The sequence below is a fragment of the Microbacterium sp. NPDC086615 genome, assembly GCF_040686055.1.
GTDB lineage: Bacteria > Actinomycetota > Actinomycetes > Actinomycetales > Microbacteriaceae > Microbacterium.
In genome coordinates, this window is record NZ_JBFBJJ010000008.1 from 139349 (window position 1) to 160300 (window position 20952).

Below are 20952 nucleotides of genomic sequence, written 5' to 3' on the forward strand. Positions count from 1 at the left end.
GCAACGCGCGCGAGCCGCCGACCCCGTACCGACCCGGGTTGCACCCCGAAGGTTATGCGCTTAAACTCAACCACGACGCACGGAAGGAGCACCCGACGACGGGTGCCTGTTCGAGGAGGAACACGATGAAGAAGACCCGATGGAGCGCCGTGGCCGTGATCGCCGCCGCGGCGATCGCCCTCACCGGCTGTGGGCGCACCTCCGACACCGGTTCCGGTCCGAGCGAGGCGGGCACGATCGGTGACGCCAAGGCCGAGGGCACGCTCACGATGTGGGCGATGGGCGCCGAGGGCGAGGCGCTGCCCGAGTTCGTGAAGACCTTCGAAGAGGCCAACCCCGGTGTGACCGTCGACGTCACGCCCGTTCCGTGGGATGCGGCCTACAGCAAGTTCCAGACCGCGATCGCCGGCGGTAACACCCCCGACCTCGCGATGGTCGGGTCGACGTGGATGGCCGACTTCGGCGACGCGCTGCAGACGGTGCCGACCGACCTCTCCACCGACGGCATCTTCCCCGGTGCGATCGACTCGACGATGATCGACGACCGCGCGACGGGCGTGCCGTGGTACGTCGACACCCGCGTGCTCTACTACCGCACCGACATCGCCGCGCAGGCCGGCTGGAACCAGGCGCCCACGACGTGGGACGAACTCAAGCAGATGGCCGCCGACATGCAGTCCAAGGGCGGGGCCGACTACGGAATCCGTCTCCCCGCCGGCAACGATTCGTTCCAGGGGAACCTCTGGATGCCGTGGTCGAACGGTGCCGAGCTGGAGGACGGCTCGAAATGGACTCTCGACACCCCCGAGACGGTCGAGGCGCTCGACTATTACCAGAGCTTCTACACCGACGGCATCGCCAACCCCGCCGCCGACCGCTCGGCCGGCGCCCAGGAGGCGGACTTCGTCTCGGGCAACACGCCGATGTTCATCGACGGACCCGCGTTCATCGGTCTGCTCAATGACCTCGGCGGCGAGGGCTTCGGTGACAAGATCTCGACGGCCGTCCTTCCCGCGAAGGAGTCGTCCACCTCGTTCAGCGGGGGCGCGAACCTCGCCGTGTTCGACAACTCGAAGAACGCCGCCAGCGCCTGGAAGCTCGTGCAGTGGTTGACCGAGCCCGAGACGCAGGCCGCCTGGTACGAGGCGACCGGTGACCTCCCGGCCGTTCAGGATGCCTGGAAGTCCGACGCCCTGGCCTCGTCGAAGACCCTCGCCGCCTTCGGTACGCAGCTCGAGACCGCCAAGTCGGTGCCCGCCGTCACGACCTGGGTGCAGGTCGCCGCGGCCGGTGACGCGATGCTCGAGAAGATCCGCCTCGGCCAGCAGTCGCCGGCCGACGGTCTCAAGGAGCTCCAGGCCACCGCCGACCAGCTGGGCCTGGGCTGAGATCATGACGCAGGCAGTCGTGGGCGCGACCGGAACGCGTCGTGCGTCCGGTCGCGCCCGCGCCGGCGGGGCGTCGAGCCGCCGTCGGCGCCAGGGATGGGTCGCGTGGGGCTTCGCCCTGCCGTTCGTCGCGGTCTTCGCGGTCTTCATGGTCGTGCCGATCGTGGGCTCGTTCGCGATGTCGTTCACCGACTTCACGGCGCGCGACATCCGCTCGCCGTTCGCGGTCAATTTCGTCGGACTCGAGCAGTACCTCTCGGTGCTCGGCGACCCGGTGTTCCTCACCTCGCTGGGCGTGACCGCGACGTTCGTCGTCGTCGGCATCCCGGTCACCATGGCGGTCGCGCTGGCCCTTGCGCTCGCGCTGAACGCCAGCAGGGGGCGCTTCGTCTCGATCCTGCGCGTCGGCTTCTACGCCCCCGTCGTGACGAGCATCGTCGCGGTGGCGGTCGTCTGGCGCTACATCCTGCAGCCCGAGGGCCTGCTCAACTCGGCGCTCGCGATCATCGGCATCCAGGGTCCGGACTGGCTCAACGACACCCGCACCGCGCTTCCCTCGCTCATCGCGATGGCGGTCTGGCGCAACGTCGGCACGCTGATGGTGATCTTCCTCGCCGGGCTCCAGGCGATCCCCACCGACGTGAAGGAGGCCGCCCTCATGGACGGCGCCTCGTCGTGGCGTCGTCTGACCTCGATCACCCTCCCGCTCCTGCGCCCGACGCTGCTGCTGGGTGCCGTTCTCATCTCCGTCGGCTTCCTGCAGTTCTTCGAGGAGGCGTTCGTGATGACCCAGGGCGGTCCGCTCAACTCCACCCTCTCGGTGGCCTATTACACGTTCAAGCAGTTCGGCTTCGGGCAGTACGGCACGGCCTCGGCCGCGAGCTACCTGCTGTTCCTGGCGATCGCGCTGCTCAGCCTGGTGCAGTTCCGCGTGCTCGAGAACCGCGTCACCCCCGGTCGCGCGCTCACCTACGGCGTACTCGTCGTCGGCTTGATCGTGTGGATCCTGCCCTTCGCCTGGATGCTGCTGGGCTCGGTCAAGACGCAACGCGAGATCCTGCAGCGCCCGCCCACGTGGTGGCCGCAGGAGTTCACGTGGGAGAACTTCGGCGCCTGGTTCGGTCAGCTGAACTTCGGCCAGTTCTTCGGCAACAGCATCGTGGTGGCGCTGTTCACCGTCGCCGGCAACCTCGTCTTCTGCTCGATGGTCGGGTACGCGCTGGCGAAGATGGACTTCCCCGGCAAGAAGGCGCTGTTCCTCGTCGTCATGGTGACCCTGATGGTCCCGGGCGTCGTCACCTTCGTCCCGCTGTTTGTAATGGTGTCGTCGCTCGGCCTCGTCGACAGCTACGCCGCTCTGATCCTGCCGTTCGTCACGACCCCGCTCGGCGTCTTCCTGATGCGGCAGTTCATGCTCGGCATCCCGGATCCGCTGCTCGAGGCCGCGCGCATCGACGGTGCGGGCGAGCTGCGGATCTTCGCCCGGATCGTCATGCCGCTGTGCGGGCCGCCGCTGGCGACGCTCGGCATCCTGACCTTCCTCGCCTCGTGGAACAACTTCCTCTGGCCGCTCGTGGCGGCGCAGACCGAGGCGAAGTACACCCTTCCCGTCGCGCTGTCGCTGTACTCGACCGGGCAGAGCGCCACGAACTACGGCCTCCTGCTGGCGGGTTCCGTGCTCGTGATCGCGCCGATCATCCTGCTGTTCGTCTTCCTGCAGCGCTACTTCATCCAGGGCATCGCCTCGACCGGCCTGAAGTGAGGCGTGGGGCGGGCCCGCGCGCCCGCCCCACCCTCCCGCCCCTGAGCTCCCGCCGGTCCGCGCACCGGCGGCCCCGAAAGGATCCCCCGCATGACCTCCGCCCGCTTCCTCACCGCGCCCGATGGCACGCGCTTCCGCGACCTGAACGGCAACGGCGTGATGGACCCGTACGAGAACCCGACGCTCAGCGTCGAGGAGCGCACCGAAGACCTGCTCGCGCGCCTGAGCCTCGAAGAGAAGGTCGGGCTGATGTTCCAGACCGTGATCGAGGTCGGCGACGACGGCGAGGTGCTCGAGGCCCCGGGCAAGATCTCGAAGTCGCCCACCACCACGGTCGTCGTGAACAAGCGGATGAACCACTTCAACGTGCACGCGATCCGCACCGCCCGGCAGGCGGCGACCTGGAACAACAACCTCCAGGCTCTCGCCGAGACGACGCCGCACGGCATCCCGGTCACGATCAGCACCGATCCGCGGCACGCCTTCGTCGAGAACACGGGCGTGGCCTTTTCGGCCGGTCCCTTCTCGCAGTGGCCCGAGGGGCTGGGGCTCGCCGCCCTCGACGACGTCGACACCGTGCGCGAGTTCGCCGAGGTCGCCCGCCGCGAGTACGTCGCGGTCGGCATCCGCGCGGCGCTTCACCCCCAGATCGACCTCGCCACCGAGCCGCGGTGGGGTCGGCAGGCGCAGACCCTGGGTCAGGATGCCGCCCGCGTGACCGAGTTCACCGCGGCCTACCTGCAGGGTTTCCAGGGCGACGAGCTCGGACCCGAGAGCGTGGCCTGCACGACCAAGCACTTCCCGGGCGGCGGGCCGCAGCTGGACGGCGAGGACGCGCACTTCCCCTACGGCCGCGAGCAGGTGTACCCCGGCGGCATGTTCGACTACCACCTCGAGCCGTTCCGCGAGGCGATCCGTCGCGGCACCGCGGGCATGATGCCGTACTACGGCATGCCGGTCGGCCTCGAGGTCGACGGTCAGCCGATCGAAGAGGTCGGCTTCGGGTACAACCGTCAGATCATCACGGGGCTGCTCCGCGAACAGCTCGGATACGACGGCGTCGTCGTCACCGACTGGGAGCTCGTGAACGACAACCACGTCGGCGACCAGGTTCTCCCCGCCCGTGCCTGGGGAGTTGAGCATCTCTCCGCGGTGGAGCGCATGGAGAAGATCCTGGATGCCGGGAGCGACCAATTCGGCGGGGAGGAGTGCGTCGAGATGCTCGTCGACCTCGTCCGCTCGGGCCGGGTGTCCGAGGAGCGCATCGACGCGTCGGCGCGGCGCCTCCTGCGGGTGAAGTTCCAGCTCGGGCTGTTCGACGACCCCTACGTCGACGTCGACGAGGCCGAGCGCATCGTCGGCAACGCGGAGTTCCGCGCCCTGGGGGAGCGGGCGCAGGCGCGTTCGCTCACCGTGCTGGCGAACGAGGGGGGCGTGCTGCCCCTGCGTCCCGTCAAGACGGTGTATGTCGAGGGCTTCCGTGCCGACGACGTCGCCGAGCTGGGCAGCGTCGTCACCGACCCCGCCGAGGCCGATCTCGCGCTCGTCCGCATCGGCGCGCCGTTCGAGCCGCGCGACGACCTCTTCCTCGAGGCGTGGTTCCACCAGGGCTCCCTCGAGTTCGCGCCGGGCCTCGTGTACCGGCTGCAGCAGATCGCGGCATCCTGTCCTCTCGTGCTGGTCGTGAATCTCGACCGGCCCGCGATCCTCACCCCCTTCGTGGGGCATGCCGCGGCGATCGTCGCCGACTACGGCAGCTCGGCGAAGGCCGTGCTCGACGCCCTCACCGGCCGCGTGCCCCCGCGCGGGCGCCTGCCGATCGAGATCCCCCGGTCGATGGATGCCGTGCGTTCCTCGCGCGAGGATGTACCGTCGGACACCGGCGACCCCGTCTTCCCCGTGCACCACGGGCTCGAGCTGGAGGAGCCGGCGACCGTGGGGCAGAGGGGGTAAGGGCGGCTCATGGCGGAGGGGCAGACGACGCGACGACCGACCGTGTACGACGTCGCGAACGAGGCGAACGTCTCGATCGCGTCGGTGTCGTTCGCGTTCCGGCGCCCCGACAAACTCAGCGACGCCACCCGCGAGCGGGTCCTCGCCGCGGCGCGCCGCTTGGGGTACGCCCCCAGCGGCGCTGCGCGGGGGCTCGCGCGGGGCCGGACCGGCACGCTCGGCCTGCACGCCTTCGACCTGCTGCTCGAGCGCGCCGACCCGCTCGCGCAACCGCTGAGCGGCATGCCGTCCCCGCCGCTCGACACCGGGGGAGTGATCCCCTGGGATCAGACCGACGACGACGTGCTGTCCGACCCGCGTGCCTTCCCGCTGTACGTCGACGAGGTGCAGCGCGGCTTCGAGCTGGAGTGCTGGGCGCTCGGGCGCCCGGTCATGCTGAGCAGCGGATCGGATGCCGACGTCTCGGTCGCCGACACCGTCGGGCGCGTCGATGGGCTGGCGATCTTCCCCTCGCCGCAGACCGCGCCGACCCTCGCTCGGCACTCCCTGAGCATCCCCGTCGTGCTGTTCAGCGCCGCGCCGGCGGACGACGCGCACCACCGGGTCCGCGTCGACAACGCCCGCGGGATGCGCGCGCTCGTCGCCCACCTCGTCGATGAGCACGCCGCGACCGACCTCGCGTTCGTGGGGCGCCTGGAAGCGACGGATGCCGTCGAGAGACGCGACGCGATGATCGAGGAACTCGAGGCCCGTGGCATCCGGAGCCGTCCCGAGATCGTCGACGCGACCGTCCGCGGCGAGGACGACCTCGTGCCCCAGGTGCGGGCGCTGATCGCGGGCGGGCGGATGCCGCAGGCCTTCGTCTGCGCGACGGACCAGAACGCGTTCACGCTGCTCGACGTGCTCGCGGCCGAGGGGGTGCGTGTGCCCGACGACGTGATCGTCACGGGCTTCGACGGCACGCTCGGCTCGCGCCTGACCAGCCCGCCGTTGACGACCGTCCGCCAGCCGATGGAGGCCATGGGGCGAGCCGCCGCGCGGATCCTCGCGGGCGCGGCCGGAGCTCCGCCCGCGGGCGGCCCGTTCGACGTCGTGTTCGAGCCCCGGGTGCTGGTGCGGGAGAGCTGCGGCTGCTGACGTCGGCGCCGGTCCGTCGGCGGGTGTGCCGTCGTGGCGGGTCGTCCGGCTCGCGGCGGCCGGGGCGTCGGGTGGCTGTGCCGTCGGGCGGAGTTCGTGGGTGACACGCCGGTTCGGGATGCCGTGGCCCGGCGTGTCGGCGGGGATCTCCGCGTGACGGTCCCCGAGGGCCGGTCAGGCCGCGTTCCACCTCAGCCGCGGGGTGCCCAGGCCCGCCCGCACGCCGCCGGGATCGGCCACCGGGAACATCGTGACGATCCGCCCGTCGACGGCGTACGCCAGAGCCGCGGAGCCGTCGGGCAGCGGGGCGCCGAGCGCGATGCGCGCGGTGCGGCCCCCGAACTCCTGGGTCACGGCGTCGGCGCGGGCCAGCAGGGTCGAGGCCGCCGCGGTCGCGCGTGACAGTAGCGTCTTCGGCGGCGCCCAGGGCAGCAGCGCCCCGGTCTCGAGCCGGCACGCTCGCTCCAGTTCGCCCGACAGCCACCGGTCGCGCTTCAAGCCGTACGGGGTGGGCGTCGTCGACAGCAGATAGCCGTAGACGTGCAGCACCCCGGCGTTGCCGATCGGCCACTCCGCCGCGAGTCCCGCCCGCTCGTGCAGTTCGTCGAAGACCCCGCGGGGGACCACGGCAGCCCCGACGTTCTCATCGATCACCGTCGAACGTCCCCACGCGGCGAAGCACCCGGCGGCGCGATCGTCGGCGAGGGCACGGGCGAGCCAGGGGAGGGAGTCGATCGCGGACGCGGGGTCCGAGACGGCGAGGTGCGCGGCGGCGTCGAGGGTCTGCACCGCTCCACGCTACGACGCTCCCGCGCATCGTTTACACGGCGTTCATCTGACGTGGACATTCCGTCCACATCTGCGGCGCATCATGGACGCAACGTCCACGACAGGAGCTTCCTTGCCTCGCCCCGTCCTCATCTTCGACTTCGACGGTACCGTCGCCCTCGGCGACGGCCCCCTCTTGGCCTACGCCCGCGCGGTCGCTGCGCACGCGGCATCCGCCGACGCCCTCGTCTCCGCCGTGGCCGCTCGCCTCGCGGAGCCCTCGGGCGACGCGATCGACGGCTACGACGTCGTCCGCCGCGTCGCCGAGGCCGAGGGGATCGGCGACGACGCGCTCGCCGCCGCCTACACCGCCAGTCGCGTTCAGCTCGGCACCCCCGACGCGCCCGTCGCTGTCGCCGTCGGCCTCGCGGAGTTCCTCCGGACCACGGATGCCGAGCGCCTCCTCGTCACGAACGCGCCGGCGACCCGGCTCGACGAGGCTCTCGCCTCGCTCGGCCTCGCGGGACTGTTCGACCGCATCGTCACCGACGCGGCCAAGCCCGCGGGGCTCGAGGCCCTGCTCGACAGCCTCGAGGAGGGCACCCCCGTGCTCACGATCGGCGATGTCTGGCGCAACGACCTCGCGCCCGCGTACGCCCGCGGCCACGCGACCGCCCTCGTCGGCGGCTACCCCGACCCCGCCGCCCACCCCACCTACCGCGCCGACACCCTCGACGAGCTCCTGTCGGCGCTCGCCCAGTGGGTCGCGAACGCCCGTCTTCCGTTCTCCGCCTGATCTCCACCCGACCCGCAGAAGGAATCATGAACACTCGTCGCATCCGATTCGCCACCGCCCTCGCCTCGGTGGCCCTCGCTTCCGTCGCCCTCGCGGGCTGCTCCGGCACCGCGGGCGCCGCGTCCGGGCCCGCCGCCGACCCGAGCTCGCTCGTGCTCGCCCTCGTTCCCTCCCAGGACCAGGCGAACCTCGTCGACACCGCGAAGCCCCTCACCGACATGCTCACCGAGAAGCTCGGCATCCCGGTCACCGGTGTGGTGTCGAAGGACTACCAGGCCGCCGTCGAGGCCATGGGTGCGGGGCAGGCCCAGATCGGCTTCCTGCCGTCGCTGCAGCTCTGGCAGGCAAACGACCGATACGGTGCCTCGGTCGTCCTCCAGACCGAGCGCAACGGCAACATCACCTACCCGGGCCAGTTCATGACGAACAACCCCGACAAGTACTGCTCGACGCCCGTCGTCGAACGCGACGGCATGAGCTTCTGCAACGGCGCCGACGCGCTGAAGGGCCCGGCCGGGCTCGACTCGATCACCAAGATCGCCGGTGCCAAGGTCGCCGTGCTCGGTCCCGGCTCGCCCGCCGGCTACATCTACCCCATGCTCGCGCTGAAGGAGGCCGGCGTCGACATCGACAGCGGCTTCCAGAAGGTGCCCGTCACCGCCAACGACGCGTCCGTGCTCGCGGTGTACAACGGCGACGCCGAGGTCGGCTTCAGCTTCTGGGACGCGCGCACGCTCGTGCAGAAGGACAAGCCCGACGTGGGCCAGAAGGTCGTCGTCTTCGGCCTGACCAATGAGATCCCCAACGACGGCGTCGCCGTGTCGAAGGACCTCTCGCCCGACCTGCAGAAGAAGATCTCGACGGCGCTCGAGGAGTACTCCAGCACCGACGAGGGGTCCGCCGCGCTCAAGGCCGTGTACTCGATCACCAAGCTCGCCCCGGCCGACCCGTCGTCGCTCGACGTCGTCGCCCGTGCCGCGCAGGAGCTCGGACTCCAGTGACCACCGGTTCTGCAACCCGGGGCGTCGAGGTTCAGACCTCGGCGCCCTGGGGCATCCGCCTCGACGGCGTCTCGGTGCGCTACCCCAACGGCACGATGGGGCTGCGCGACGTGAGCGTCGACATCGCCCCGGGCGACCTCGTCGCCGTCGTGGGGCTCTCGGGATCGGGCAAGTCGACGCTCATCCGCACGATCAACGGACTCGTGCCGGCGACCTCGGGCACGGTCGAGGTCGGTGGACGCCGCATCGACGGTGCCTCCGGCCGGCGCCTCCGCGAGACGCGCGGACACATCGGCATGGTGTTCCAGAGCTTCAACCTCGCGGGGCGCACGAGCGTGCTCAACAACGTGCTCGTCGGCCGCCTCGCGCACACACCGCTGTGGCGCACGCTCCTCGGCGCGTACCGGCCCGAGGATCGCGAGCTCGCCTTCGAGGCGCTCGACCGCGTCGGCATGCTGCCCAAGGTCTGGGACCGCGCCTCGGCCCTCTCCGGCGGACAGCAGCAGCGCGTCGCGATCGCCCGCGCGCTCACGCAGCAGCCGCGCATCGTCCTCGCCGACGAACCCGTCGCGAGCCTCGACCCGCCCACCGCGCGCGGCGTGATGAACGACCTGCGCCGCATCAACGACGACCTCGGCATCACGGTGCTCGTGAACCTGCACCTGCTCGACCTCGCCCGCGAGTACGGCACCCGCATGATCGGCATGCGTGCGGGAGAGATCGTCTACGACGGGCCCGCGGCATCCGCCACCGACGCCGACTTCGCCGAGATCTACGGTCGCTCCGTGACCGCCGCCGACAGGCTCGAGCGATGACCTCGCTCACCGTTCCTCCTCGTCCGCGCGGACGATGGATGCCGTGGACCGCCGCGCTCGTGATCGTCGCGGTCACGGTGGTGATGTGCCTGCCGGGGGTCGGTGTCGGTCTCGACCTCGCCGCGATCGCGCGCAACTGGCAGCAGGGCGCACTCCGCATCGTCGAACTGCTCACCCCCGACTGGACGTTCTTCCCCCGCACGGTCGGCCCGATCCTCGAGACGCTGCAGATGGCCGTCATCGGCACGGCCGTCGGGGCGGCGATCTCGCTGCCGGTGAGCTTCTGGGCCGCGCGGCCCACCAATCCGTTCACCCCGACGCGGGCTCTCGTGCGCGGCATCCTGAACGTCATCCGCGCGGTGCCCGAGCTCGTCTACGCGGCGGTGCTCGTCGCGATGGTCGGGGTCGGGGCGCTGCCGGGCATCCTGGCGCTCGTGCTGTTCAACGTCGGCATCGTCGTGAAGCTCGTGTCCGAGTCGATCGACGCCACCGACGCCGGCCCGCTCGAGGCCGGGCGCGCCGCGGGCGGCTCGCAGACGCAGATCAACCGCACGATCGCACTGCCCGACACCTGGCCCACGTTCGTCTCGCAGACGCTGTACGTCTTCGAGCTCAACGTCCGCGCGTCCACGGTGCTCGGACTCGTCGGTGCGGGCGGCATCGGCCTCCTCATCGACGCGGTGCGTACCTTCTACCGCTACGACCAGCTGTCGCTCGTCATCCTCGAGATCCTCGTGATCGTCGTGGTGCTCGACACCGTCAGCGACGCGATCCGCCGGAGGCTCGTATGACCGTCCTCGCTCCCGCCCGCCCCGCGGCGCTCGCCGTGCCCGCGCGCCGGCGTCGGCCGCTTCGCGCCCTGTCGTGGGTCGCGGTCAGCGTCATCGTGATCGCGGCCTTCTGGTCGGCCGACATCACGTGGTCCCGGCTCGGCGAGCTCCCCGCCGAGATCGTCCGCTACCTCGGGTTGATGTTCCTCTCGCCCAACTGGGCGAAGCTGCCCGAGGCGCTCTGGCAGACGTGGCGCAGCGTCGAGATGGCATGGATCGGCACGGTGCTCGGCATCCTGATCGCCACCCCGCTCTCGCTCATCGCGGCGCGCGGTTTCGGACCCGCGCCCGTGCGGGTCGCCCTGCGCTTCGTCTTCTCGCTCGTGCGGGCCGTGCCCGAGCTCGTCTTCGCGATCATCATCCTCTCGGTCACGGGGCTCACCCCCCCTCACCGGCGCACTCGCCCTCGCGGTCGGGGGAGTGGGGACACTCGGCAAGTGGGGCTACGAGGCGGTCGAGAACATCGCCCCGGGTCCCATCGAGGCGGCGCGGGCCGCCGGCGGGTCGACCGCGCAGGTGCTGCGCTGGGGCGTCTGGCCGCAGGCGGCGCCGACGTTCTTCTCGTTCTGGCTGTACCGCTTCGAGATCAACGTGCGCGCCTCGGCCGTCCTCGGCCTCATCGGCGTGGGAGGCATCGGCGACATGCTCACCTCGTACACCCAGTACCGTGAGTGGTCGACGGTGGGGATGCTCCTGATCGTCGTGGTCGTCGTCACCGTCGCGATCGACGCCGTGTCGGGCCGCATCCGCCGCCGCATCATGGAAGGTCCCCGTGTCCGCTGAGGTGCCCGTCACCGCGCGCATCGCCGCGGTGCGCAACTCCCTGCAGCCGAGCGAGCGCCGCGTCGCCGACTTGATCGTCGACGATCCGGATGCCGTCATCGAGCTCACCGCGCAGCAGATCGCCGACCGCGTGGGCGTGGGACGCTCCTCGGTCGTCCGCGCGTGCCAGACCTTCGGGTACCGCGGGTACCCGCAGCTGCGCGTGGCGCTCGCCGCCGAGCGGGGCAGCCGGACCGTCGCCCCGAGCGCGCAGGACGGGGCGCTCGGCGGCATCCGGTCCGCGATCGACCGCATCGCCGACGACCTGCGCGCGGTGACGAGTCTGCTCGAGGCCGACGCGGTCTCCGAGGCCGTGGAGGCGGTCGTCGGTGCCCGCCGTCTGCTCGTCGTGGCGAGCGGCCTCTCGGCCCCGGTCGCGACCGATCTGGCGATGCGCCTGACCGCGGTGGGGCGTCCGGCCGAGACCGTGGGCGACCCGATCGGGCAGCAGATCGCAGCCCGCCACCTCGCCCCCGACGACGTCTGCGTCGTGATCAGCGGGTCGGGGGCGAACGAGGCGAGCCTGCGGGCGGCCTCCGCCGCTCGCGCCGCGGGGGCGCAGGTGATCGCCCTGACCTCGTTCTCGGCCTCGCCGCTGACCGAGCGCGCCGACCTCTCGCTCGTTCTCGCCTCGGGCGGCACGTTCCGCGACGAGCTCGAGCACACCTCCCGGATTGCGCACGCGGTGTTCGCCGAGGCGTTCGTCGACGCGGTGGCCGCCGCGCGCGCCGACGACGCCGCGCTCGCCCGCTCCCGCGTGCTCGAGATCCTCTCCGACAACCTCGGCGACGCGGGCTGACGTTCCCCGGGGCGCCGGCCCGTGGCATCCTGTGCCGTCGCGCGGAGTGTGGGGTCGACACGCCGGTTCGGGATGCCGGGGTTCCGGCGTGTCGGGGGCGAACTCCGCCTGACGGCTCGAAACGGCGGCGTCGGAGCGGTCGGGGCGTGGGCCGGTGGCATCCTGTGCCGTCGTGCGGAGTGTGGGGTCGACACGCCGTCCGGGATGCCGGGGTTCCGGTGTGTCGGGGGGCGAACTCCGCCCGATGGCTGGGGCCCGTCGGGCGCCCAGGTCGAGGCGGTCCGGGCATCGGCCCGTAGCATCCTGTGCCGTCGTGCGGAGTTCGGGGTCGACACGCCGTCCGGGATGCCGGGATCCCGGCGTGTCCGCAACGAACTCCGCCTGACGGCCCGGCCCCGGGCCTGACGCCCCGGCCCGGACTCCGCCCGACGGTCCGCCCCTCCTCCGCCGGCCCGGTGCCCGCCGGCCCGGCCCTACTCCGCCAACCGCAGCGCGGCCCACAGCTCCGCGCGGGCCGAGAACGACGACAGGTCGCGGCCCAGCACCCGTTCGGCCTGGGCGATCCGCGCGCGCACGGTGTGGCGATGGATGCCGAGCGCCTGGGCCGTCGCCTCGTGCGAGCAGTCGTGCGCGAGCCAGGAGTCGAGCGTCTCGAGCAGCGCCGATCCCTGCTCGGCGTCGTAGTGCTGGAGGGGGGCGAGTGCCCCGGCGGCGACGGTGCGGGCGGCCTCCGAACCGAGGGCCGCGAGCAGACCCGCGCGCGCGGTGTCGGTGAAGTCGGCGACACCCGGCGTCGCGGTCCGGTCGCGGGCGGTGCGGGCCTGCGTCACGGCGCGCGAGAATCCGTCGTATCCGCTCGGGGCGGAGCAGCCGACGACGGTCTCGAAGCGGTCGGCGATCTCGGCGAGGATGCCCGTCGCCCCCGCGGGGACCACGATGACGAGCCCGTCGTCGCCGCGCCCGAAGAAGAGCTCGCCGCGGCGCTCGTGCGCGCGCATCTCGAGCCACTCCGTCATCGCTGTCGAGCGCGACAGTGCCGCCGGGGTGAGCCCGACCACGACGGGGGCCGTGGGCAGCGGCCCGAAGAGGTCGCGGGCGGCGCGGCGCGCGAGCCCGGGGTCGTCGCTCCCGAGCGCCTGGACGAGCCCGGCGCGGAAGGTGCCGATCGCCCGGCCCAGGCCGTCCTGCTGCTCGAGCGCGAGGGCCGCCATCGCGACGACCGCGGTCACGACGCTGCGCGCCTCGTGGTCGAGGTCGTCCGCGGCGATCGCGAGAGCCCCGCGCAGGTTCCCCCCGCGTCCCAGCGTCTGGACGCTGACCGAGACGTCGTCGACCCGCAGCGTCGAGGCCGCGCGGGTACCGCGGCGGAGCATCGTCTCGACCTCGGCCGCGACGCCCTCGACAACCGAGTCGGCGAGCGAGCCCGACGGGTGCGCGGTGCGCAGGGCCCCCGCGGCGTCGAAGAGCCCGACCCAGCAGTCGAGCTGCCGCGAGAGCTCGGCGAGGGTGGCCGAGAGCCCGTCGGGGCGGAGCGCGGCGAGAGAGACCGCACGCTGGGCGGCGAGCGACCAGCTGCGGCGGGCGTAGGCGTCGGCCGCGATCGCCTCGGCGCCGGCACGGGCCACCGCGATGAAGGGCGTGCGGTAGGGCACCTCGAACAGGGGCATCCCCGCCGCCAAACAGGCGTCGGTCAGGCCGGACGGGATGCCGTCGCGCACGACCTCCGTGCCGAAGCCGAGGGCGCGCACGCCCCGCGCCCGCAGGCGCCCCACGTAGGCGGCGTAGTCGTCGTCGGAGGCGAACTGCGTCCCGGTCGTCAGGAGGACGAGACCCTCGCTGAGGAACGGCGTCGGATCGGCGAGGTCGCTCGAGTGCACCCACCGCACCGGGTGATCGACGCTCCCGGCGGGGAGCGCCGACTCGTCCACGGCGAGACGCAGGTGCAGATCGCCGCGCGCGAGGAGGGCGCGCAGGCTCGGCGGCGAGACGGCGGAGTCGGGCATCGATGCTCCTGTACGAGACGTATATGGCAGTGCGAGTGACTGTACAGGGGGGAGAGTGCACCGCGTTGCGCGGCGTCCGTAGCATCGCCGCCATGAGCCTCGACACCCTCCCCACCGTCGGCGGTCCCTCGCTCGCCCAGGAGCGCCGCCTCGTCACCGCCATCCCCGGCCCCCGCTCGCAGGAGCTGCTCGACCGCAAGGCCGCCGCCGTGGCATCCGGGGTCGGGCACACCGTGCCCATCCACGCCGTCGCCGCGGGTGGGGGAGTGGTCGTCGACGCCGACGGCAACTCGCTGATCGACCTCGGCTCGGGCATCGCGGTCACGAGCGTCGGCAACGCGCACCCCGCCGTCGTGAAGGCCGTCCAGGACCAGGTCGCCGCCTTCACCCACACGTGCTTCATGGTCTCGCCCTACGACTCGTACGTCGCGGTCGCCGAGGCGCTCAACCGTCTCACCCCCGGTGACCACGCCAAGAAGAGCGCGCTGTTCAACTCGGGTGCCGAGGCCGTCGAGAACGCCGTGAAGATCGCGCGCAAGCACACCGGTCGTCAGGCCGTCGTCGCCTTCGACCACGCGTACCACGGCCGCACCAACCTCACGATGGCGCTGACCGCCAAGAACATGCCGTACAAGAGCGGCTTCGGCCCCTTCGCCGCCGAGGTGTACCGCGCGCCGCTGTCGTACCCCTTCCGCGACGGTCTCTCCGGCCCCGAGGCCGCCGCCAAGGCCATCAGCCTCATCGAGAAGCAGGTCGGCGCCGAGAACCTCGCCGCCGTCATCATCGAGCCCATCCAGGGCGAGGGCGGCTTCATCGTCCCGGCCGACGGGTTCCTCAATGCGATCGTCGACTGGTGCCGCGACAACGGCGTCGTCTTCATCGCCGACGAGGTCCAGTCGGGCTTCGCCCGGACGGGCGCGATGTTCGCCTCCGAGCTGTTCGGCATCGTCCCCGACCTCGTGACGACCGCCAAGGGCATCGCGGGCGGCCTTCCCCTCGCCGCCGTCACCGGCCGGGCCGAGATCATGGATGCCACCCACACGGGCGGACTCGGAGGAACCTACGGCGGCAACCCGATCGCGTGCGCCGCGGCTCTGGCATCCATCGACGCTTTCGAGAACGAGGGGCTCATCGAGCGCGCCCGGGAGATCGGCACCCTGCTCAAGGCACGCCTGCACGACCTGCAGGCGAAGGACCCGCGTGTCGGGGATGTCCGTGGGCACGGCGCGATGATCGCGGCCGAGTTCGTCGACCCGGCGACCGGCGCGCCCGACGCTGCGCTCACCGCGGCCGTGGCCAAGGCCGCGATCGCCGAGGGCGTCATCGTGCTCACGTGCGGGACCTACGGGAATGTCATCCGGTTCCTCCCGCCGCTGTCGATCGGCGACGATCTGCTGAACGAGGGTCTCGACATCGTCGAGGCCGCCCTGGCCCGCAACTGACGAACGTCCCGGCGGCGGCGTCGACCCGACTCCGCCGCCGCCGGGGCCGGCGGGGCGTTCCGCCAGCCGTCGGCGCAACACACAGACGTGAACGAGAAGAGAGAAGAGCTCATGGACGAGATCACCCGTGACGTGGTCGTCATCGGAGCCGGTGCCGCCGGCCTCACCGCCGCGAACGACCTGCGCAAGGCCGGCCTCTCGGTCGCGGTGCTCGAAGCGCGTGACCGTGTGGGCGGGCGCCTGTGGACCGACGTGATCGACGGCGCGATGCTCGAGCTGGGTGGCCAGTGGGTCTCGCCCGATCAGACGGCGCTCATCGACACGGTGGCCGACCTCGGGCTCGAGACCTACAGCCGTTACCGCGAGGGTGACAGCGTCTACGTGGGTCCGGACGGGGTCGCCAAGCGCTTCACGGGTGAGATGTTCCCCGTCGCTCCCGAGACCGAGCGCGTCATCGACGAGATCACCGCGCGCCTGGATGCCATGGTCGCCGAGATCGACCCGGACCGTCCGTGGGCGCACCCGAAGGCCGCCGAGTGGGACAAGATCTCGTGGGATGCGTGGCTCCGCGAGCAGACCGACGACGACGAAGCCGTGCGCAACCTCGCGTTCGCGACGGGCTCGGCGATGCTGACCAAGCCCACGCACACCTTCTCGCTCCTGCAGTCGCTGCTGATGGCTTCGTCGGCGGGCTCGTACTCGCACCTCGTCGACGCCGACTTCATCCTCGACAAGCGCGTGACGGGCGGCCTCCAGCAGGTTCCCGAGCTGCTCGCCGAACGCCTGGGCGACGACGTCTTCCTGAACCAGCCGGTGCGCCGGCTCATCTGGGGCGCCGAGACCACGACCCCGGAGCGCGCCGCGGACACGGCGACCGGTCGGCGCGTCGACGACCTTCGCGCCCTGACCGCGCGCGTCGAAGCGGCGAAGTCCTCATCCGCCGGCGTCACGGCGATCGCCGACGGGATCACCGTCCGTGCGCGCTTCGCCGTCCTGGCGCTCGCCCCCGTCCTGTACTCGCGCATCTCGTTCGAGCCCCCGCTCCCGCGTCTGCAACACCAGATGCACCAGCACATCTCGATGGGCTTCGTCATCAAGGTGCACGCGGTCTACGAGACGCCGTTCTGGCGCGACAAGGGCCTGTCCGGCACCGCCTTCAGCCCCTACGAGCTGTCGCACGAGGCGTACGACAACACCAATCACGGCGACGAGCGGGGCACCCTCGTGGGCTTCGTCTCCGACCAGAACGCCGACGACCTCTTCCGTCTGAGCGCCGAGGAACGCAAGGAGAAGATCCTCGAGTCGCTCTCGCACTACTACGGGCCCGAGGCCAAGAACCCGATCGTCTACTACGAGAGCGACTGGGGCACCGAGGAGTGGACTCGCGGTGCGTACGCCGCGAGCTTCGACATGGGCGGCCTCCACCGGTACGGCGCCGACCTGCGCGAGCCCGTCGGCCCGATCCACCTCGCCTGCAGCGACATGGCCGGAGCCGGTTACCAGCACGTCGACGGCGCGATCCGCCAGGGACACCGCGCCGCCGACGAGATCCTCGACCGAGCGCGCGGATGAACGCCGCGGTCGTCGTCGGGTACACCGCGACCGATACCGGGGCCGATGCCCTCGCCCTCGGCATCCGCCTCGCCCGCGCGATCGAGGCACCGCTCGAGATCGCGCTGGTCCTGCCCGGCGACGCCCGCAGCGTCATCACCCCGCCGGACGCGGCCTACACCCGCCACATCCGCGAGCAGGCAGAGAGCTGGTTGAACGACGCGGCGCGTCGGATTCCGGATGCCGTGCCCCACCGCACCCGCATCCGTCACGCCGACTCGTTCGCCGAGGGTCTCGTGGCCTTCGCCGACGAGATCGGCGCGGGCTACATCGTGGTCGGTGCCGCGAACGGGGGACTCCGCGGCCGCCACCGTCTCGGGACCGTCGCGTCGGAACTGCTGCACTCCTCCGACGTCCCCGTCGTCCTCGCACCCGAGGGGTCTCGCCTCATCGACCCGGCGCTCGGCATCAGCCGGGTCACCGCCGCGATCGGCAGCCGGCCCGGAGCCGACGTGCTGCGCGACGAGAGCGTGCAGCTCGCGGCAGCGGCATCCGTTCCCCTCCGTCTTCTCTCGCTCGTGACCGTCGACCTGCCCGCGGGGCTCGAGACGGGAGCGATCCGCATCGCGGGTGCCGCGCACTCCGAGGAGGTGCTGGCACAGGCGCGCGCCGAGCTGCCCGCCGACATCGCGGTCGAGGCGACCGTCGCCGACGGCGACAGCATCGAAGAGGCCGTGCGCGATCTCGCGTGGGATCCCGCCGAGCTCGCGATCGTCGGCTCCAGCCGGCTCGCCCAGCCGCGACGCCTCTTCCTCGGTTCGACCGCGGCGAAGATGCTGCACGAACTCCCCGTTCCTCTCGTCGTCGTGCCACGAAGCCGTGCCGACGCTCCCGTCCAGGAAGGACCGCGGCCATGACCGCACCCGCACCCGCCACCGGCAGTGAGGCCGGCGGTCTGTCGAAGAAGGGCCTGAGCGCCGGCACGATCGGCCTCATCGGCGCCGTCGTCATCGGCATCTCGTGCATCGCTCCCGCGTACACGTTCACCGCCGCGATCGGTCCGACCGTGGGTGCGGTGGGCGTCCAGGTGCCGGCCATCATCCTCGTCGGCTTCATCCCGATGCTGCTGGTCGCCTTCGGCTACCGCGAACTGAACAACCGGATGCCGGACTCCGGCACGTCCTTCACCTGGGCCTCGCGGGCCTTCGGGCCGTGGATCGGCTGGATGGCGGGGTGGGGACTGATCGCCGCCACGATCATCGTGCTGTCGAACCTCGCGGGCATCGCCGTCGACTTCCTGTTCCTGCTGATCTCTCAACTCACCGGTCAGCCCGGCATCGCCGACCTCGCCTCGAACCTCGGCATCAACATCGTCGTGTGCCTGCTGTTCGTGCTCGGAGCCACCGTGGTGTCGTACCGCGACATGCAGACCACGCAGAAGCTGCAGTATGTCCTCGTGACCTTCCAGGTCCTCGTGCTCGTCGTCTTCGCGGTGGTGGCGATCACCCACGCGGTGCAGGGCAACGCCTTCGACGCCACGCCGTTCTCGTGGGAGTGGTTCAACCCGTTCGCGGTGTCGTCGTTCAGCGCCTTCGCGGCCGGGGTGTCGCTGTCGATCTTCATCTTCTGGGGGTGGGACGTGACGCTCACCATGAACGAGGAGACGAAGGACTCCGAGAAGACGCCCGGCCGCGCGGCCACCATCACCGTCATCACGATCGTCTCGCTGTACCTGCTGCTCGCGGTGTCGATGATCATGTTCGCCGGGATCGGCGACGGGGAGTTCGGCCTCGGCAACCCCGACATCCAGGACAACGCCTTCTTCGCGCTCGCCGGCCCCATCCTGGGTCCCTTCGCGGCGTTCGTGTCGCTCGCGGTGCTGACCAGCTCGGCATCGTCGCTGCAGTCCACCTTCGTCGGCCCGGCCCGCACGCTCCTTGCGATGGGGCACTACGGCGCCCTGCCCGAGCGGTTTGCGAAGGTCAGCCCGCGCTTCTTCACCCCGGGGTACGCCACGATCGTCTCGGCCGTCGTCGCCGCGGGGTTCTACGCCGTCATGCGGGTGGTGAGCGTGAACGTGCTCAGCGACACGATCCTCACTCTCGGCATCATGATCTGCTTCTACTACGGGCTCACCGCGTTCGCGTGCGTCTGGTACTTCCGCAAGCAATGGTTCGACTCGGTGCGCAACGTCTTCTTCACGCTGCTGTTCCCCCTCGTGGGCGGGGTCATCCTCGCGGTGATCTTCGTCACGACCCTGATCGACAGCATGAACCCCGAGTACGGCAGCGGTTCCGAGATCGGCGGCGTGGGACTCGTCTTCATCCTCGGGATGACGATCATCCTGCTGGGAGTCGCGATCATGGTCTGGCAGCGTGTGCGCCGCCCGGCCTTCTTCCGGGGCGAGACCCTCTCGATCGACGCTCCCGCCAGCGCTCGCCGCGGTCGCCGCGCCGCCGCACGACCCTGACCGACCACCCACCACGACAGAAACGGACCGACACCCATGAGCGATTACGCCGTCGTCAACCCGGCCACGGGCGAGACCCTCGCCGAGTACGACACCCTGTCCGACGCCGGAGTCGAGGCCGCCATCGCCTCGGCCCACGACGGGTTCCGCGTCTGGTCGCGGACCGCGCCCGCCGAGCGCGCCGAGGGGCTGCGCCGCGTCGCCCAGCTGCACCGTGAACGTCGCGACGACCTCGCCGCGATCATCGTGCGCGAGATGGGCAAGCCCCTCGAAGCCGCGCTCGGTGAGGTCGACTTCGCTGCCGACATCACGGAGTACTACGCCGACAACATCGACAGAATCACCGGCGACACCCCGATCGACATCCTCGGTGAGGGCACCGCGGTGATCCGCCGCGCGGGACTGGGAGTGCTCCTCGGCATCATGCCGTGGAACTTCCCGTACTACCAGGTGGCCCGCTTCGCCGCGCCGAACCTCGCGGTGGGCAACACCATCCTCCTCAAGCACGCACCCCAGTGCCCCGAGTCGGCCGAGGCCCTCCAGCTGATCTACCGCGACGCGGGGCTCCCCGAGGGGGCGTACGTCAACGTCCGCGTGAGCAACGACCAGGCGGCGACCATCATCGCGGACCGCCGCGTCCAGGGCGTCTCGGTCACCGGCTCCGAGCGGGCCGGGTCTGCGGTCGCCGAGATCGCCGGTCGCCACCTCAAGAAGGTCGCGCTCGAGCTCGGCGGCTCCGACCCGTTCATCCTGCTGTCCACGGACGATCTGGATGCCGCGGTCCAGGCCGCCGTGGATGCCCGTCTCGACAACGTGGGCCAGTCCTGCAACGGCGCCAAGCGCTTCATCGTCGTCGACGACCTGTACGACGCGTTCCTCGAGAAGTTCACCGCCGCCCTCGGCGAGGCGAAGGTGGGCGACCCGTTCGCCGAGGACACGATCCTCGGCCCCCTCTCGTCGCTGGCCGCCGCGGAGCGCCTCGACGAGCAGGTCCAGCGTGCGGTCGCCCAGGGCGCGAAGATCGAGGTCGGTGGCACGCGCGACGGCGCCTTCTACCCGGGGACGGTCCTCACCGGCGTCACGAGCGACATGGACGCGTACGGCGAAGAGTTTTTCGGTCCGGTCGGCACGGTCTACCGCGTCTCGGGCGAAGACGAGGCGGTCGCCCTCGCCAACGACACGAGCTTCGGTCTCGGTTCCTACGTGTTCACGACGGATGCCGATCAGGCGGCGCGCGTGGCCGACCGGCTCGAGGCGGGCATGGTCTATGTCAACCTCGTGCTCGCCGACTCCCCGGAGCTCCCGTTCGGCGGAGTGAAGCGCAGCGGGACCTCGCGGGAGCTGGGTCTGCTGGCGGCTGACGAGTTCGTCAACAAGAAGCTCATCCGCACGGCCTGACGCCGTCTTCTCGTTTT

16 protein-coding genes and 2 pseudogenes are annotated in these 20952 nt (G+C 71.2%); 16 read left to right on the forward strand and 2 right to left on the reverse strand.

Annotated elements, in window-relative coordinates:
- The first annotated feature begins 125 nt into the window (after positions 1–125).
- The 5 genes and pseudogenes from AB0O24_RS10135 (at position 126) to AB0O24_RS10155 (ending at position 6240) form a co-directional block, all read left to right on the forward strand.
- Positions 126–1388: an extracellular solute-binding protein gene (locus AB0O24_RS10135; protein WP_363335204.1), complete on the forward strand. Its 1263-nt coding sequence runs from the start codon at positions 126–128 to the stop codon at positions 1386–1388.
- A 4-nt stretch (positions 1389–1392) separates the two neighbouring features.
- A pseudogene (locus tag AB0O24_RS10140) lies at positions 1393–2325 on the forward strand (sugar ABC transporter permease); the annotation flags it as partial.
- Entirely contained in the window at positions 2305–3150 is an 846-nt protein-coding gene (locus AB0O24_RS10145) for a carbohydrate ABC transporter permease (protein ID WP_363374609.1), read from the forward strand. The pseudogene AB0O24_RS10140 and the gene AB0O24_RS10145, both read left to right, overlap by 21 nt.
- 90 nt (positions 3151–3240) lie before the next feature.
- Positions 3241–5103, forward strand: a complete 1863-nt coding sequence (locus AB0O24_RS10150) for a glycoside hydrolase family 3 N-terminal domain-containing protein (RefSeq protein ID WP_363374578.1) — start codon at positions 3241–3243, stop codon at positions 5101–5103.
- Between the two features lie 9 nt (positions 5104–5112).
- Positions 5113–6240, forward strand: a complete 1128-nt coding sequence (locus AB0O24_RS10155; protein WP_275796133.1) for a LacI family DNA-binding transcriptional regulator — start codon at positions 5113–5115, stop codon at positions 6238–6240.
- A 174-nt stretch (positions 6241–6414) separates the two neighbouring features.
- Here the strand turns inward: AB0O24_RS10155 and AB0O24_RS10160 are convergent, their stop codons facing one another.
- A complete protein-coding gene (locus tag AB0O24_RS10160) occupies positions 6415–7029 on the reverse strand; it encodes an amino acid deaminase (RefSeq protein ID WP_363374581.1) in 615 nt (204 codons plus the stop codon).
- A 112-nt stretch (positions 7030–7141) separates the two neighbouring features.
- Between AB0O24_RS10160 and AB0O24_RS10165 the strand changes: the two genes are divergently transcribed.
- The 6 genes and pseudogenes from AB0O24_RS10165 (at position 7142) to AB0O24_RS10190 (ending at position 12071) form a co-directional block, all read left to right on the forward strand.
- On the forward strand, positions 7142–7804 hold the full coding sequence (locus AB0O24_RS10165) for a hydrolase (protein ID WP_275796129.1): 663 nt from the start codon (positions 7142–7144) through the stop codon (positions 7802–7804).
- A gap of 26 nt (positions 7805–7830) precedes the next feature.
- Positions 7831–8805 carry a phosphate/phosphite/phosphonate ABC transporter substrate-binding protein gene (gene phnD / locus AB0O24_RS10170; protein WP_363374584.1) on the forward strand — a complete coding sequence of 325 codons (975 nt, stop codon included), beginning with the start codon at positions 7831–7833 and terminating at the stop codon, positions 8803–8805.
- Complete coding sequence (gene phnC / locus AB0O24_RS10175; RefSeq protein WP_363374587.1) at positions 8802–9620, forward strand: phosphonate ABC transporter ATP-binding protein; 819 nt, start codon at positions 8802–8804, stop codon at positions 9618–9620. Before phnD ends, phnC begins: the two co-directional genes overlap by 4 nt.
- Positions 9617–10411 (forward strand): phosphonate ABC transporter, permease protein PhnE, encoded by a 795-nt coding sequence (gene phnE / locus AB0O24_RS10180; RefSeq protein WP_363374590.1) that lies wholly within the window; start codon positions 9617–9619, stop codon positions 10409–10411. The genes phnC and phnE (AB0O24_RS10180) overlap by 4 nt, the downstream gene beginning before the upstream one ends.
- Positions 10408–11233, forward strand: a pseudogene (gene phnE / locus AB0O24_RS10185) (phosphonate ABC transporter, permease protein PhnE). The gene phnE (AB0O24_RS10180) and the pseudogene phnE (AB0O24_RS10185) overlap by 4 nt, the downstream one beginning before the upstream one ends.
- Positions 11223–12071, forward strand: coding sequence for a MurR/RpiR family transcriptional regulator (locus tag AB0O24_RS10190; protein ID WP_363374592.1), 849 nt, complete (start codon positions 11223–11225; stop codon positions 12069–12071). Before phnE (AB0O24_RS10185) ends, AB0O24_RS10190 begins: the two are co-directional and overlap by 11 nt.
- Positions 12072–12544: 473 nt before the next feature.
- On the opposite strand, the gene AB0O24_RS10195 is transcribed toward AB0O24_RS10190, so the two are convergent.
- On the reverse strand, positions 12545–14074 hold the full coding sequence (locus AB0O24_RS10195) for a PucR family transcriptional regulator (RefSeq protein ID WP_363374594.1): 1530 nt from the start codon (positions 14072–14074) through the stop codon (positions 12545–12547).
- Positions 14075–14166: 92 nt separating this feature from the next.
- On the opposite strand from AB0O24_RS10195, the gene gabT reads away from it, so the two are divergent.
- The 5 genes from gabT to AB0O24_RS10220 all read left to right on the forward strand — a co-directional run bounded on the left by gabT (position 14167) and on the right by AB0O24_RS10220 (position 20935).
- Entirely contained in the window at positions 14167–15516 is a 1350-nt protein-coding gene (gabT, locus tag AB0O24_RS10200) for a 4-aminobutyrate--2-oxoglutarate transaminase (RefSeq protein WP_307385276.1), read from the forward strand.
- An 87-nt stretch (positions 15517–15603) separates the two neighbouring features.
- Complete coding sequence (locus AB0O24_RS10205; RefSeq protein ID WP_275044572.1) at positions 15604–17088, forward strand: NAD(P)/FAD-dependent oxidoreductase; 1485 nt, start codon at positions 15604–15606, stop codon at positions 17086–17088.
- Positions 17085–17984, forward strand: a complete 900-nt coding sequence (locus AB0O24_RS10210) for a universal stress protein (protein WP_363374598.1) — start codon at positions 17085–17087, stop codon at positions 17982–17984. The genes AB0O24_RS10205 and AB0O24_RS10210 overlap by 4 nt, the downstream gene beginning before the upstream one ends.
- A complete protein-coding gene (locus tag AB0O24_RS10215; protein ID WP_363374600.1) occupies positions 17981–19537 on the forward strand; it encodes an APC family permease in 1557 nt (518 codons plus the stop codon). The genes AB0O24_RS10210 and AB0O24_RS10215 overlap by 4 nt, the downstream gene beginning before the upstream one ends.
- 36 nt (positions 19538–19573) lie before the next feature.
- Complete coding sequence (locus AB0O24_RS10220) at positions 19574–20935, forward strand: NAD-dependent succinate-semialdehyde dehydrogenase (RefSeq protein ID WP_363374602.1); 1362 nt, start codon at positions 19574–19576, stop codon at positions 20933–20935.
- Positions 20936–20952: the final 17 nt, after the last annotated feature.